Genomic DNA, 13,373 nt, shown 5'->3' on the forward strand with positions numbered 1-13,373 from the left:
CTGTCCGGCGCCGTACGGGGAACGGTGTCGGGTATGACGGATCTGGGTCTGCCCGAAGACATCGAGGCGTGCCTCTTCGACCTCGACGGCGTCGTCACGAAGACGGCCGTGGTGCACGCCGCCGCCTGGAAGGAGATGTTCGACGCCTTCCTGCGCGAGCGGGACGGCGACGCCTTCACGCCTTTCAGCGGCGCCGACTACGACGCGTACGTGGACGGCCGGCCGCGTGCCGACGGCGTGCGCACCTTCCTCGGCTCGCGCGGCATCCGGCTGCCGGAGGGCGGTCCTGACGACCCGCCGGACGCCGCCACCGTGCACGGCCTGGGCAACCGCAAGAACGAACTGCTGCTGGAGAAGATCCGCACCGACGGCGTGGAGCCCTACGACAGCACCCTGCGCTACCTGCACGCGGTCCGCGCGGGCGGACTGCGCACCGCGGTCGTCTCGTCCAGCGCCAACTGCCGTGACGTGCTGCGCTCCATCGACGCCGAGGCCCTCTTCGACGTACGGATCGACGGCGTCGTCGCCGCCGAGCGCGGCCTGCCCGGGAAGCCGGCGCCCGACACCTTCCTGGCCGCCGCCCGCGACCTCGGCGTCGAGCCGGCGCACGCGGCCGTGTTCGAGGACGCGCTGGCGGGCATGGACGCCGGACGCGCGGGCCGCTTCGGTCACGTCGTCGGCGTGGACCGCGTGGGCCAGACCGACGCGCTGTACGCGCACGGCGCCGACCGGGTCGTCACCGACCTGGCCGAACTCGGGGGTGAACGGTGAGCACGCACCGCTGGTACGACATCGATCCCTGGACGGTGCGCGAACGCGGCCTGGACCTGGAGCGGCTGCCGCAGAGCGAGTCGGTGTTCGCGCTGTCCAACGGCCACGTCGGCTGGCGCGGCAACCTCGACGAAGGCGAACCCCACGGCCTGCCCGGCTCCTACCTCAACGGCGTCCACGAACTGCACCCCCTGCCCTACGCCGAGGCCGGCTACGGCTACCCCGAGTCCGGACAGACCGTCATCGACATCACCAACGGCAAGGTGATCCGGCTGCTGGTCGACGACGAACCGTTCGACCTGCGCTACGGACGCCTCGTCCACCACGAACGCACCCTCGACCTGCGCCGCGGTGTCCTGACCCGGGTGTGCGAGTGGACCTCCCCGGCCGGGTCCACCGTCCGGGTGCGCTCCACCCGGCTGGTCTCGCTCGCCCAGCGGGCCGTCGCCGCCGTCGCCTACGAGGTCGAGCCCGTCGACAGCCGCACCCGCGTGGTGCTGCAGTCCGAACTCGTCGCCAACGAGTCCCTGCCGGGCCCGGACGGCGACCCGCGCGCCGCCCGCGCCCTGCGGTCCCCGCTGGAACCGGAGGAGGACTTCGCCCAGGGCCGCCGGCTGCGTCTGGTGCACCGCACCCGGCGCAGCGGACTGCGGGTCGCCGTGGCGGCCGACCACGTCGTCGACGGACCCGACCGCACCACCACCGACTGCGAGAGCAACGTCGACCTGGCCCGGCTGACGGTCACCTCCGTCCTGGAGCCGGGACAGCGGCTGCGGGTGGAGAAGCTCGTCGCGCACGGCTGGTCCGGCGCCCGCTCCCGGCCGGCGATGAGCGACCAGGTGGAGGCGGCGCTGGCCGCCGCCGCGCACAGCGGCTGGCAGGGACTCCTCGACGAACAGCGGGACTACCTCGACGCGTTCTGGTCCCGCGCCGACGTGGAGGTCGACGGCGACGAGGAGATCCAGCAGGCCGTGCGTTTCGCCCTGTTCCACGTGCTGCAGGCGGGCGCCCGCGCCGAACGGCGCGCGATACCGGCCAAGGGCCTGACCGGCTCCGGGTACGACGGGCACGCCTTCTGGGACACCGAGGTGTTCGTGCTGCCCCTGCTGATCTGCACGGTTCCGGAGGCCGCCGCCGAGGCGCTGCGCTGGCGGCAGAGCACCCTGCCCGTCGCCCGCGAGCGCGCCGCGCAGCTCGGCCTGCGCGGGGCCGCGTTCCCCTGGCGCACCATCGAGGGCTCGGAGGGCTCCGCGTACTGGCCGGCCGGCACCGCCGCCTTCCACGTCAACGCGGGCATCGCCGACGCGGTGGTGCGGTACGTCCAGGCCACCGGCGACGAGCGCTTCGAACGCGACACCGGTGTGGAGCTGCTGGTGGAGACCGCCCGGCTGTGGCGCTCCCTGGGCCACCACGACGACCGGGGCGTCTTCCACATCGACGGGGTCACCGGGCCGGACGAGTACAGCGCCGTCGCCGACGACAACACGTACACCAACCTCATGGCCCGGGCGAACCTGCTGGCCGCCGCCGACGCCTGCAAACGCCACCCCGACCGGGCGGCCGGCCTCGGCGTCGACGAGGAGGAGAGCGCGAGCTGGCGCGACGCCGCCGAGGCGGTGCACCTGCCCTACAACGACGAGCTCGGTGTGCACGAACAGCACGCGGGCTTCACCCGCTACCAGCGGTGGGACTTCTCCGGCACCCGCGCCGACCACTACCCGCTGATGCTGAACTTCCCGTACTTCGACCTCTACCGCAAACAGGTGATCAAACAGGCCGATCTGGTGCTGGCGATGCACACCCGGGCCGACTGGTTCGAGGAGCGCCACGACGAGGAGCAGATCGCCCGCAACTTCGCCTACTACGAGCCGCTGACCGTCCGCGACTCCTCCCTGTCCGCCTGCGTCCAGGCCGTCCTCGCCGCGCGCACCGGACACCTGGAACTGGCCCACGCCTACACCGGCGAGGCCGCGCTGATGGACCTCGCCGACCTGGAGCGCAACACGCGCGACGGGCTGCACATCGCCTCCCTGGCCGGGGCCTGGACCGCCCTGGTCGCCGGGTTCGGCGGCATGCGCTGGGACGGCGACGGCCTCCGGTTCGCCCCGCGGCTGCCGCCCGGGCTGCGCCGGCTGGCCTTCACCCTGGGCCACCTCGGGCGGTGCCTGCACGTGGAGGTGACCGCCGACCGGACCACGTACCGCCTGCGCTCGGGACCGCCGCTGACGCTGCGTCACCACGGCCGTGAGCTCACCGTGCGCGTGGACGCCCCCGTCGAGGGCCCGGTCCCGGTGCCCGCCCCGAGGACGTCGCCCGAACAGCCGCCGCACCGGCGCCCGCACGCACGCTGACCGGGCAGCCCCGGCACGGGAGGGGAACATTTGGCCGTGTACCGTCTGCACGGTCGCACCGTCCGGGTTAGCTTGGCCCTTGATCCCTGCACATCCGGCTTCCCCGGGGCTCGTGGCCCCTACGAACCCTGGGAGCCGGCGGCCCTGCCGCGTGGCAACGAAGGACGGACGATGACCCAAGGCGCCGGCGCCCCGCCGACCGTGACACGGCGGCCCGAGCAGCGGTCACGCCCGGGCAGCCCGCGGCGCCTGCACGGCGCGTGGCCGCTCGCGGCCCTCGCCGCCGTCTTCACGGTCGCCCAACTCGTGCTGGTGCGGCCTGTGCTGGGCCTCGGCTGGGACGAGATCGTCTACACCAGCCAGGTCACCACCCACCACCCCGCCGCGTTCTTCAGCGCTCCCCGCTCCCGGGGCGTCTCCTTCCTGGTCGCGCCCGTGGCGTCCTGGTCCGACTCCACCGCCCTGCTGCGCGTCTACCTCGCCGTGCTCTCCGGCCTCGGGCTGTTCCTCGCCCTGCGCGTCTGGCGCGGCCTGTTCCCGACCCGCGTCCTGGTCGTCGCCGGCGCCTTCTTCGCCTCCCTCTGGGTGACCCTCTTCTACGGCCCGCAGGCCATGCCCAACTACTGGGTGGCGATCGGCGCGCTGGTCGCCGTCGGCGCGTACCTGCGCCACCGTGACGACCCGGCGGCCCGCGGCCCGCTGTGGGCCGTCGTGGCGGGCGCCGCGCTCATGGCGTGGATGCGCCCCACCGACGCGGTCTGGGTCTCGCTGCCGCTGCTCGTGCTCGCCGCGGTCGGCCGCCGTCCGCGCTTCCTCGCGGCCACCGTGGGCGGGCTGCTGGCCGGCGGCGTGCCCTGGGTGATCGAGGCGTACGTGGCGTTCGGCGGGCTCTCGGAGCGGCTGGCGGAGGCCTCCCGCATCCAGGGCGGCCTCGGCCTCCACATGGCCGTCGACGACCAGCTGCGCAGCCTGGGCGGACGTGCCCTGTGCCGCCCGTGCACCGGGTCGATGCCCCATCCGGTGATCACCCTGTGGTGGTTCGTGCTGCCGCTGCTCGCCGTGCTCGGCCTGGTCGTCGCCGTACGGGCCGGCCGCGCCCTGCGCACCGCGGTACCGCTGGCCTGCGCCGCGACCGCGGCGGTGCCGTACCTGTTCACCATCGAGTACGCGGCGCCCCGGTTCCTCCAGCCCGCCTACGCGCTGCTCGCGATCCCCGTCGCGGACGCCCTGTGGTATCTGGTCACGGCGCCGCGCGGGAAGTGGCGGCCGGCCGTCCGTACCGTGGTCGCGCTGGGACTGGCGGGCCATCTCGTGGTCCAGCTGACCGTCCTGGTGCACACCGTGGACCGCTCCACGGCCGGCCGCGAGGACTGGGCCCGCACGGCCGACGGACTGCACCGGCTCGGCGTCGACCCGCCCTGCCTGATCACCGGGCACGAGTCCATCCCCATCGGCTACTACACGGGCTGCTCCTCCGGTGCGACCACCGGAAACAACGAGAACATCACGGTCGCCGGCATCCTGAGCACCGCCAAGGAAAGGCCGGTCGCCGAGATCACCCGCACCGGCAGCCTGCCGCCCCGGTACGCCCGTTCCTGGCCCGTCCACCGGGTCGAGGACTACGACATCCGCATCGCCCCCGGTTCGGTGGACGCACCGCGCGGCTGAGGCGGCGCGCACCCCGGGTGTCCCCGCTTCTTCTGCAGGTAGGACGGCTGACGGGGTTAGAGATCGCCTGACGGGAAACGCGGATCCCACATACGAGACCGCATACGCCGAAGCAGCGCGACAGGGAGGACGCCATGGGCTCCGAACCGATGGGGGACGACGTCTACCAGCCCACCGGGGACAACGAGCAGCAGGAGGACGGCGCGCCGCTCGACATGCAGGACGCCCTCGACGAGCGGGACTACGACGACATGCTCGACGAGGGCTACTCACCGCCGGAGAAGGCGGTGGGGGTCACCAAGCACGGCGTTACGGCGGCCGAGCAGCACGAAGGGGAGACCCTGGACGAGCGGCTGGCCCAGGAGGTGCCGGACCCGACGACGCCCGACGGCGACGGGGTCGGGGACCTGCCCGGCGGCGAGGGCGAACCCGTCGACGCGGAGGCGGGCACGGACCGCGCGGGACGCCTGGTCGCCCCGGACGAGGGCGCCCACGGCGACGTCACCAAGGAGTCCGTCGCCGACGACGTGGGCATCGACGGCGGTGCGGCGGGCGCGGAGGAGGCCGCCATGCACGTGGTGGAGGACGAGACGGAACTCCCCGAGTAGTCCTGGGAAGCCCGGCCGGCCCCTGGCAGCCGGGACGTGCGGGAACCGTCGCCGAACGCCGTCGGCCCGGTGCACCGGTGCACCGGGCCGACGGCGTTCCGCTGCCCGGACGCGGCCGGGGGAGCGGGGAGGTGAGGGGATCAGGGAAGGATCTTCTCCATCGCGGAGGGCCCCTCCTCGGCCAGCTTCCGCTTGGCCCACTCGAGGTTCTGCGGGGTGAGGTCCTTGCCGCTGGCGAGAACCAGGTCCTCCGGCGACACGTCGCCGCCGGTGCGGGTGTGGAGCAGGCTGTCCGGGGTGGCGCGGTCCTCGGTCTGCCGGGACGCGTCGGGCTGGGACGTCGACATCTTCTGGCTCCTCGGGGTCCGGAACGCTGGTACGGCCCCGGTGCCGGACACCGGGTCCGTTACTCAGCCTTCATCGCGGAGGCCCGCCGCGCATCCGGAGCACCCACGGCGCCCTGGGCGGAGCGCCCGAGACCCCTCGGTGCGGAGCCTCCCCTGCCTGCCGGGGTACCTCCCCGGGCCCCGGGGAAACCTGCTCCCCCGCCGGGGGCCCGCCTCCCGGCGGGGGAGCCCGCTCACTCGAAGGGCGTCAGGGTCAGCCGCACGGCGGTCGGCGCCGTGTCCTGGATGTAGGAGGCGAAGTCCGCCACGTCGTCGAAGGCGAACCCGTACGCCCGGCCGTCCTCGGTGGCCGCGTGCATGGCCTTGGAGTAGTGGTTGGTCAGCTCGGGCAGGTAGAACCGCGCGGGGTCGGTGGCCGGCTGCTCGGGGTGGCTGATCAGGGTCGAGCGGTTGAAGCCCGCGCCGAGCACCGCGGCGACCGGGCCGGTGGTGCCGTCGTTGGGCGCGGCCAGGGCGCCGTCGCAGAACAGCACGTCACGGGTGGACGGCTTGTCGAACGCGACCTGTGCGGGCCCGTCGAAGGTGAACCGGTCCCCGCGCACCCGGCCCGTGAAGGTGCCCGCGTTGGTGGTGATCGTGAGGTCCCGTCCGGTGTACGTGCTCCACACCTCGTCGATGTACGGGGCGAGGTAGTCCGCGGCGAACAGACCGGCGTCCAGGCCGTGGCCGGGCGCGATGATCCGGGTGTCGTCCACCACCAGCCGGGAGTACCCCGCCGTCTCCTTGACGGCGGCGAAGGCGGCCGCGCGGCCGCCGGGGCGCACCGTGCCCGTGGTCTGCTCGTCGGCACCGGTGAGCCGGATGCTCAGCGGCACGCTGAACATGTCGACCATGGTGGTGTTGCAGAACAGACCGGCGGAGTTGTGGGTGAACTCCGCGCAGTCGTGCAGCACGCCGAAGTTGGGGTCGGAGGAGACCCAGCCCGCCGGGTACTGCAGCGCCGCGGCGCCGGTGCCGTCCGCGACGGCCTTGAACTTCAGCTTCTCGCCGAGCGCGACGTAGATCCGGCCGGACATGTACGGCAGTGACAGCGTTGTCTCACCGCCCGACAGACTGATCGCGTAATCGGTGAAGCCGTCCGGACGTTGTCGGCGAGGTCGATCGGAGCGAGGGTGCCGTCGGGGTGAGCCGGACCTGGCGGCCGTCGGCGTTGCCCACGACGTACAGGTGCACCGAGGCGTTGTCGAAGGCGCCGCTGTTGTTGACGATCGTCAGCGGCAGCGATCCGGCCGCCTGGGTGCCGGTCCGCCCGTCGGGCTGGCCGGCGAGGGCGTGGGGGGCGATCGCCGCCGCCGCGGGCAGGGCCACGGCAGCCCCGCCGAGGGCGAGAAGGAGCTTGCGGCGGCCGAGGGTGCGCTGGTGCCGAGGAGTCATGTGGGGGGTCTCCCGAGTGGTCGTGCGGATTGCGGTTGCGGGCAGCGCGCGGCCGACAGGCCCGGGGCGCTGGTGAGAGCGCTCTCAGACCGTGCGTCGGGACCCGCGCGGCACTGATGGTAGGGACCACGGACCCGCCCGCCAACGGTCCGACTTGTCCCCGACGCCCGCTGACCTGCGTCTACTTGAATGCGCGACAAAGCGAGCACGATCGCTTAACCGGTCCTTAAGCTTCGTTTAAGCCGGCCCCGGCCCGACGGCCACGGAGCGCACCGGCCGCACTCCGCTGCGCACCCGTCGCGGGGCACGGCCGGCCGTGGTGCCGTCCCGGCGTGGAGCGCCTCAGTGCGTCCCGCTGTGCAGCAGCGTCTCCGCCGCGGCGAGGATCCGGGTGACCTGGAAGGCGAACGACGCGTCGCACGGGTGCGGTGTGCCGGTGCCGGCCGCGGTGAGCAGCGCGTCGACGGCCCGGCCGAGCGCGGGCACCGCGTCCTCCGTGGCCTCGGGGAGGACGGTGACGCCGGCCTCGCCCCGCAGCTCGACCGTGGCGCCGGCCGCGGCCGGGGGAGCGGTCAGGCTCAGGGTGCTGCTGCTGGACGCCCCGCTCGCGTGGTCGAGGACGAGGTGGACGGTGTCCCCGGGCCCGTACGCCGCCGCCGTCACCCGCCGCGGCTCGCCGAGCACCGGGAGCAGCACGGACAGGGCGTGCGGGCCGACGTCCCAGAGGGCGCCCTTGTCCTGCCGCCAGGGCGAGGCGGCGAAGGGGTTGCCGTCGGAGGTGAACACCGCGCCGAGCCACTGCGCCCGTCCGGTGAACCAGCCGCCCACCCGGGCCTGTTCCTCGATCCAGGCCTGCGGCTCGGGCTGGAAGCGGGTGGTGAAGAAGACCACGGAGGCCACGCCCGCCGCCTCGACGGCCTCGACCACCGCACGCCCCTGCGCCACCGTCGGCGCGAGCGGCTTGTCCAGCAGCAGATGCCGGCCCGCCCGCGCGGCCCGCACCGCGAGGTCCGCCTGGACGGCCGGCGGCAGTGCCACGGCGACCGCGTCCACGTCGGCGAGCAGCGCGTCGACGTCGTCGTACGCGCGGACGCCGTGCATCGTGGCCAGCTCCTGGGCGGCCTCCGGCCTGCGTCCCCACACGCCGGCGAAGTCCACGTCCGGATGCCCGCTCAGCGCGGGGGCGTGCGCCGCCCGCGCCCACGGGCCGGTGCCGAGCAGTCCGATCCGCATGCCGCCGCCTCTCCCCGGGCCGGTCTCCGACGCCGGGCCTCCCTGTGCGCGCCCCGTCGGCGCGTGTCCGGCCTGCACGATGATCCCTGCCGGAACGCCGTGTCAACCGCCCGCCGGACCGCCGCTGCGGGCCGGGACTCAGCCCTGCCGGGTGCTGATGTTGACCATCCACGGAATGCCGAACCGGTCCGTGCACATGCCGAAGATGTCGCCCCACATCTGCCGCTCCAGCGGCACCGACACCTGGCCGCCGTCGGACAGCTTGTCCCAGTAGCCGCGCAGCGTGCCCTCCTCCTCGCCGCTGAGGCTCACGGCGAAGTTGTTGCCGGAGGTGTGCTCCATGCCGGGCGGCATGTCCGAACCCATGATCGTGAACCCGTCGGCGGTGGCGGTGAGCATGCCGTGCATGATCTTGTCGGCGTGCTCCTCCCCGGCTCCGCCGGCCTCGCCGAACGTGTGCAGGCTCAGCTCCCCGCCGAAGACCTCCTCGTAGTACTCCATCGCCTGCCGGGCGTTCCCGTCGAAGTTGAGGTACGGGTTGAGGAGCGGGGCCATGGGAACCTCCGTGAGCGGGACAAAAGGGTCAACTCCGCGCAGCGTAACGCCCGGACCGGACACCCGCGCGGCGGAGCCGCCCGACCGGATTCAGCGCCCCGCCTGCTGAATCCGTTCGCTTTCCTCTATTGGATTTCCCGGCCTCCGGCGACCAGGCTGGTACGCGCTTTCCCCAAGCGCAGCACGACAGCCGGAAGGGGCTGACGCACCATGCACACCCGTCGTATCGGTGAGGCCGAGGTCGGCGCCGTCGGACTGGGCGGGATGCCCATGTCGATCGAGGGGCGTCCCGACGAGGCCCGTTCCCTGGCCACCCTGTACGCCGCCCTGGACGCGGGCGTCACCCTGATCGACACCGCGGACTCCTACCACCGGGACGCCGGCGAGGTCGGGCACAACGAGAGCCTGATCGCCAAGGCGCTCGCCTCCCACGAGCGGGGCGGGGACGTCCTGGTCGCCACCAAGGGCGGACATCTGCGCCCCGGTGACGGCAGCTGGACCCTCGACGGCAGCCCCGAGCACCTCAAGCGTGCCTGCGAGGCGTCCCTGCGCAGGCTCGGGGTGGACGCCATCGGCCTCTACCAGTTCCACCGTCCCGACCCCCGCGTCCCCTATGCCGAGTCCGTCGGCGCGCTCCGCGACCTGCTCGACGAGGGCAAGATCCGCATGGCCGGCATCTCCAACGCCGACCCCGCGCAGATCAGGGAGGCCCAGGAGATCCTCGGCGGCCGTCTCGTCTCCGTGCAGAACCAGTTCTCGCCCGCCTTCCGCTCCAGCGAGCCGGAGCTGGAGCTGTGCGACGACATGGGGATCGCCTTCCTGCCCTTCAGCCCCTTCGGCGGCATCTCCCGGGCCCGTGAACTGGGTTCCACCTTCGCTCCGTTCGCGCGGGTCGCCGAGGCGCACGGGGTGAGCGCGCACCAGGTGTGCCTGGCCTGGATGCTCGCCAAGTCGCCGGTCGTCGTGCCGATCCCGGGGGCGAGCCGCCCGGAGTCGGTCCAGGACTCCGTGCGCGCCGCCGACCTGGTGCTGAGCGCCGGGGAGATCGCGGAGCTCGACGCGGCCTGAGCGGCCGTTCCCGCGCCCGGCGCCCCCGACGGGCGCCGGGCGCGCCGTTTCGCGCGCGTCCGGGTGGGGTCCCGCGCGCCGGACCGATGCGGTCCCGTGCCGGACCGGTGCGGTCCTGCGTGGGGACCGGTGCGGCTCCCGTGCCGGACCGCGCCGGTTCACCGGGGGAGGACCCAACGACCATGGCATCACGCAGGAAAGACCGCTCGACCACCGCTACCGGGGCGAGCACCCGGTGCGCACGCTCGCCTATCTGTTCCGGGCGGACCGCCGCCGGCTCGCCGCGGCCGTCGTCGTCTTCACGGTCAAGCACAGCCCGGTGTGGCTGCTGCCGTTGATCACCGCGTCCATCATCGACACCGTCGTCCAGCACCAGCCCGTCTCCCGGCTGTGGACCAGCACCGGCGTCATCCTGGCCGTCCTGCTGCTCAACTACCCGCTGCACGTGCTGTACGTCCGCCTGCTCTACGGCAGTGTCCGCCGCATGGGCACCGCCCTGCGCTCCGCGCTGTGCACCCGTATGCAGCAGCTGTCCATCGGCTACCACTCCCGGGTGAGCGCCGGCGTGCTCCAGGCCAAGGTGGTGCGGGATGTGGAGACCGTCGAACAGATGGTCCAGCAGACCGCCGAGACCGGGCTCGGCGCGCTCACCGTGCTCGTCGGCGGCCTGGTCATCATCGGCGTGCGCACCCCCGAGTTCCTCCCCGTCTTCCTCGTCGTGGTGCCCGCCGCCGCCCTGCTCGTGGCGCGGCTGAGGGCACGGCTGCGCTCCCACAACGAGCACTTCCGGCACGAGGTGGAGGCCCTGTCGTCCCGGGTGACCGAGATGACCCGGCTGATCCCGGTCACCCGCGCCCACGGTCTCGAGGTCAAGGCGCTGCGCCGGATGAACGGCACCCTGGACCGGCTGCTCTCCTCCGGACTGCGCCTGGACCTGGTCAACGGCCGTTTCGGCTCGCTCGCCTGGGTCGTCCTCAACGTGGTCGGCGTGATGGTGCTGGCCGGCGCCGCCCTCGTCTCGTACTACGAGGTCTGGGGCGTCACCGCCGGCGACGTGGTGATGCTCAGCGCCTTCCTCACCACGCTCACCAACTCCACCACCACGCTGGCCGGTCTGGCCCCGGTCATCACCAAGGGGCTGGAGTCGGTCCGCTCGGTCGGCGAGGTGCTGCAGGCGCCGGAGCTGGAGGACAACGAGGGCAAGGCCGAACTCACCGCGCTGCGCGGCGCGGTCACCTTCGAGAACGTCGGGCACGCCTACGACACCGACGGGCGCCCGGCCGTACGGGGCTTCACCCTCGACGTGGCCCCGGGCGAGACGGTCGCCCTCGTCGGCGCGTCCGGCGCGGGCAAGTCCACGGTGCTCAACCTCGTCATCGGCTTCATCCGCCCCACCTCGGGCCGGCTGCTGCTCGACGGCACCGACATGAACACCCTCGACCTGCGCACCTACCGGCGCTTCCTGTCCGTGGTGCCCCAGGAGTCGATCCTCTTCGACGGCACCGTGCGGGAGAACGTCGCCTACGGCATGGACGACGCGGACGAGGAGACGGTCCGGGCCGCGCTGCGCGACGCCAACGCGCTGGAGTTCGTCGACCGGCTGCCGCAGGGTCTCGACACCCTGGTCGGGGAGCGCGGGGCCCGGCTGTCCGGCGGGCAGCGCCAGCGCCTGGCCATCGCCCGCGCGCTGATACGCGACCCCAAGGTGCTGGTGCTGGACGAGGCGACCTCGGCGCTGGACACCCGCTCGGAGGCGCTGGTGCAGGAGGCACTCGCCCGGCTGCTGCGCGGACGCACCACGTTCGTCGTGGCGCACCGGCTGTCCACCGTGCGCGGTGCCGACCGCATCGTGGTGATGGCCGACGGCGCGGTCCAGGAGGTGGGCACGCACGAGGAGCTGCTGCGACGCGGCGGTGCCTACACCGCGCTGCACAGCGGACAGGTGGCCTGACGGTCCGGTCATGGTGCGAATGTTTTCGGTCACATTCGGTCAGTAGCGAACAGGAAGGGTGTGCTTCCGCCTCTCTCGGGCATACGCAGCGAAAACACGAGAGGGGCACTACGTGCACGTACCGGATCCGAAGGTCGTCAGACACCTGCTGACGCGATACGCCACGCTACGGATTGCGCAGGCGGAGCGGCACTCACCGGCGCTGGCGCGCGAACTGGACGACGTCACCGACGCGCTCCGGGCGATGACGGGCGCGTCGTCCGTCCACGAGGCCGTCGAGCGGGCCGACGACCTGCTCGCCGGCGGAGGCCGGTCACCCGAGGGCGACGGGGAGAGCGGCCTGTCCCTGGCCGTCTGAGCCGGACGGCCGCCGGCCCGCCCGGCCGGTGCCTGCGCGCCCGCCCTTGAACGACATGCGATAGGCGTACGGGGTCGTGCCCACCACCTTGCGGAACCGCTCACGGAACGCCGTGGGGGAGCCGAACCCCGCCTGCTGGGCGATCCGGTCGACCGTGTGGTCGCTGTTCTCCAGCAGGTACTGGGCCCGCCGCACCCGGGCCCGCAGCAGCCACTGCAGCGGAGTGGTGCCGGTCTGCTCACGGAAGCGGCGGCTGAAGGTGCGCTCGCTCATGCCGGCGCGCGCGGCCATCCCGGCCAGCGTCACCTCGTGCGCGAGGTTGTCCTCGATCCACTCCAGCAGCGGCTCCAGGTCCGAGCCGCGCGGCACGGGCGGGTGCTCGTGCACGATGAACTGGGCCTGCCCGCCCTCCCGTTCCAACGGCATCACCGACATCCGGGCCGCGTTCGCGGCCACCGCCGAGCCGAGGTCCCGGCGGATCATGTGCAGGCACATGTCCAGCGCGGCTGCGGCCCCGGCCGAGGTGAGGATCCGGCCGTTGTCCACGTAGAGCACGTCCGGCTCCACCTCGATCAGCGGGAACGTCCGGGCGAACTCCTCGGCGGCCACCCAGTGCGTGGTGGCGCGCAGCCCGTCCAGCAGTCCCGCCTCGGCCAGCACGAAGGCCCCCACGCACACCGAGGCGATCCGGGTCCCCGCCCGGGCCGCCTCCCGCAGCGCGGCGAGGACCGCCGGGGAGGGCGGCGGGGCGCCCGGCGCGCGACCCGGCACGACGACGGTGTCGGCGTCGGCCACCGCCTCGAGGCCGCGGTCGACGCGCAGCACGAAGCCGCCGTCCGCCGCCACCTCCGGCCGCTCGGCGCACAGCCGCACGCGATAGGGGCGCCTGCCGTCGGGCAGCCGTGTGAAGTCGAAGACCTGCATCGGGGCCGCCATGTCGAACGGCACCACGCCATCGAGGACCAGGATCGCCACGGAGTGCATGAACGCCACGATAAACGGATTCCCGCCACCCGCGTGAACACGAGG

Annotated in this window: 11 protein-coding genes and 1 pseudogene; 7 read left to right on the forward strand and 5 right to left on the reverse strand. The window is 73.3% G+C overall.

Annotated features, from left to right (window positions below; all coding sequences use genetic code 11):
* Positions 1-33 precede the first annotated feature (33 nt).
* The 4 genes from F3L20_RS17005 to F3L20_RS17020 all read left to right on the forward strand — a co-directional run bounded on the left by F3L20_RS17005 (position 34) and on the right by F3L20_RS17020 (position 5,398).
* Positions 34-771, forward strand: a complete 738-nt coding sequence (locus F3L20_RS17005) for an HAD family hydrolase (protein ID WP_150155110.1) — start codon at positions 34-36, stop codon at positions 769-771.
* Positions 768-3,122: a glycoside hydrolase family 65 protein gene (locus F3L20_RS17010; protein WP_150155111.1), complete on the forward strand. Its 2,355-nt coding sequence runs from the start codon at positions 768-770 to the stop codon at positions 3,120-3,122. Before F3L20_RS17005 ends, F3L20_RS17010 begins: the two co-directional genes overlap by 4 nt.
* Positions 3,123-3,293: 171 nt before the next feature.
* On the forward strand, positions 3,294-4,790 hold the full coding sequence (locus F3L20_RS17015; protein ID WP_150155112.1) for a hypothetical protein: 1,497 nt from the start codon (positions 3,294-3,296) through the stop codon (positions 4,788-4,790).
* 134 nt (positions 4,791-4,924) lie between these two features.
* On the forward strand, positions 4,925-5,398 hold the full coding sequence (locus tag F3L20_RS17020) for a DUF5709 domain-containing protein (RefSeq protein ID WP_145824601.1): 474 nt from the start codon (positions 4,925-4,927) through the stop codon (positions 5,396-5,398).
* A 140-nt stretch (positions 5,399-5,538) separates the two neighbouring features.
* Here F3L20_RS17020 and F3L20_RS17025 read toward each other — a convergent pair whose 3' ends face one another.
* The 4 genes and pseudogenes from F3L20_RS17025 to F3L20_RS17040 form a co-directional block, all read right to left on the reverse strand.
* Positions 5,539-5,745, reverse strand: a complete 207-nt coding sequence (locus tag F3L20_RS17025; RefSeq protein WP_024888251.1) for a hypothetical protein — start codon at positions 5,743-5,745, stop codon at positions 5,539-5,541.
* A gap of 233 nt (positions 5,746-5,978) precedes the next feature.
* Positions 5,979-7,179: pseudogene (locus tag F3L20_RS17030) on the reverse strand (glycoside hydrolase family 64 protein).
* A 342-nt stretch (positions 7,180-7,521) separates the two neighbouring features.
* Positions 7,522-8,412: a Gfo/Idh/MocA family protein gene (locus F3L20_RS17035; RefSeq protein WP_150155113.1), complete on the reverse strand. Its 891-nt coding sequence runs from the start codon at positions 8,410-8,412 to the stop codon at positions 7,522-7,524.
* Positions 8,413-8,550: 138 nt separating this feature from the next.
* A complete protein-coding gene (locus tag F3L20_RS17040) occupies positions 8,551-8,967 on the reverse strand; it encodes a VOC family protein (RefSeq protein WP_145824598.1) in 417 nt (138 codons plus the stop codon).
* 210 nt (positions 8,968-9,177) lie between these two features.
* Here F3L20_RS17040 and F3L20_RS17045 point away from each other — a divergent pair, with 210 nt between their 5' ends.
* From F3L20_RS17045 to F3L20_RS17055, 3 genes are all read left to right on the forward strand, one after another.
* Positions 9,178-10,035, forward strand: a complete 858-nt coding sequence (locus F3L20_RS17045) for an aldo/keto reductase (protein ID WP_150155114.1) — start codon at positions 9,178-9,180, stop codon at positions 10,033-10,035.
* A gap of 187 nt (positions 10,036-10,222) precedes the next feature.
* Positions 10,223-11,986, forward strand: a complete 1,764-nt coding sequence (locus tag F3L20_RS17050) for an ABC transporter ATP-binding protein (RefSeq protein WP_150155115.1) — start codon at positions 10,223-10,225, stop codon at positions 11,984-11,986.
* Positions 11,987-12,098: 112 nt separating this feature from the next.
* Positions 12,099-12,344: a DUF5133 domain-containing protein gene (locus F3L20_RS17055; RefSeq protein WP_145824595.1), complete on the forward strand. Its 246-nt coding sequence runs from the start codon at positions 12,099-12,101 to the stop codon at positions 12,342-12,344.
* Here F3L20_RS17055 and F3L20_RS17060 read toward each other — a convergent pair.
* Positions 12,300-13,328, reverse strand: a complete 1,029-nt coding sequence (locus F3L20_RS17060) for a GlxA family transcriptional regulator (RefSeq protein ID WP_150155116.1) — start codon at positions 13,326-13,328, stop codon at positions 12,300-12,302. The genes F3L20_RS17055 and F3L20_RS17060 overlap by 45 nt on opposite strands.
* Positions 13,329-13,373 lie beyond the last annotated feature (45 nt).

This window comes from Streptomyces tendae, from assembly GCF_008632955.1.
Classification (GTDB): Bacteria; Actinomycetota; Actinomycetes; order Streptomycetales; family Streptomycetaceae; genus Streptomyces.

What these genes read in the sequence shown, in the direction of transcription:
- F3L20_RS17005 (WP_150155110.1), top strand. Translation starts at nt 34, where the DNA reads ATGACGGATCTGGGTCTGCCCGAAGACATCGAGGCGTGCCTCTTCGAC.
- F3L20_RS17015 (WP_150155112.1), top strand. Translation starts at nt 3,294, where the DNA reads ATGACCCAAGGCGCCGGCGCCCCGCCGACCGTGACACGGCGGCCCGAG.
- F3L20_RS17020 (WP_145824601.1), top strand. Translation starts at nt 4,925, where the DNA reads ATGGGCTCCGAACCGATGGGGGACGACGTCTACCAGCCCACCGGGGAC.
- F3L20_RS17025 (WP_024888251.1), bottom strand. Translation starts at nt 5,745, where the DNA reads ATGTCGACGTCCCAGCCCGACGCGTCCCGGCAGACCGAGGACCGCGCC.
- F3L20_RS17035 (WP_150155113.1), bottom strand. Translation starts at nt 8,412, where the DNA reads ATGCGGATCGGACTGCTCGGCACCGGCCCGTGGGCGCGGGCGGCGCAC.
- F3L20_RS17040 (WP_145824598.1), bottom strand. Translation starts at nt 8,967, where the DNA reads ATGGCCCCGCTCCTCAACCCGTACCTCAACTTCGACGGGAACGCCCGG.
- F3L20_RS17045 (WP_150155114.1), top strand. Translation starts at nt 9,178, where the DNA reads ATGCACACCCGTCGTATCGGTGAGGCCGAGGTCGGCGCCGTCGGACTG.
- F3L20_RS17060 (WP_150155116.1), bottom strand. Translation starts at nt 13,328, where the DNA reads ATGCACTCCGTGGCGATCCTGGTCCTCGATGGCGTGGTGCCGTTCGAC.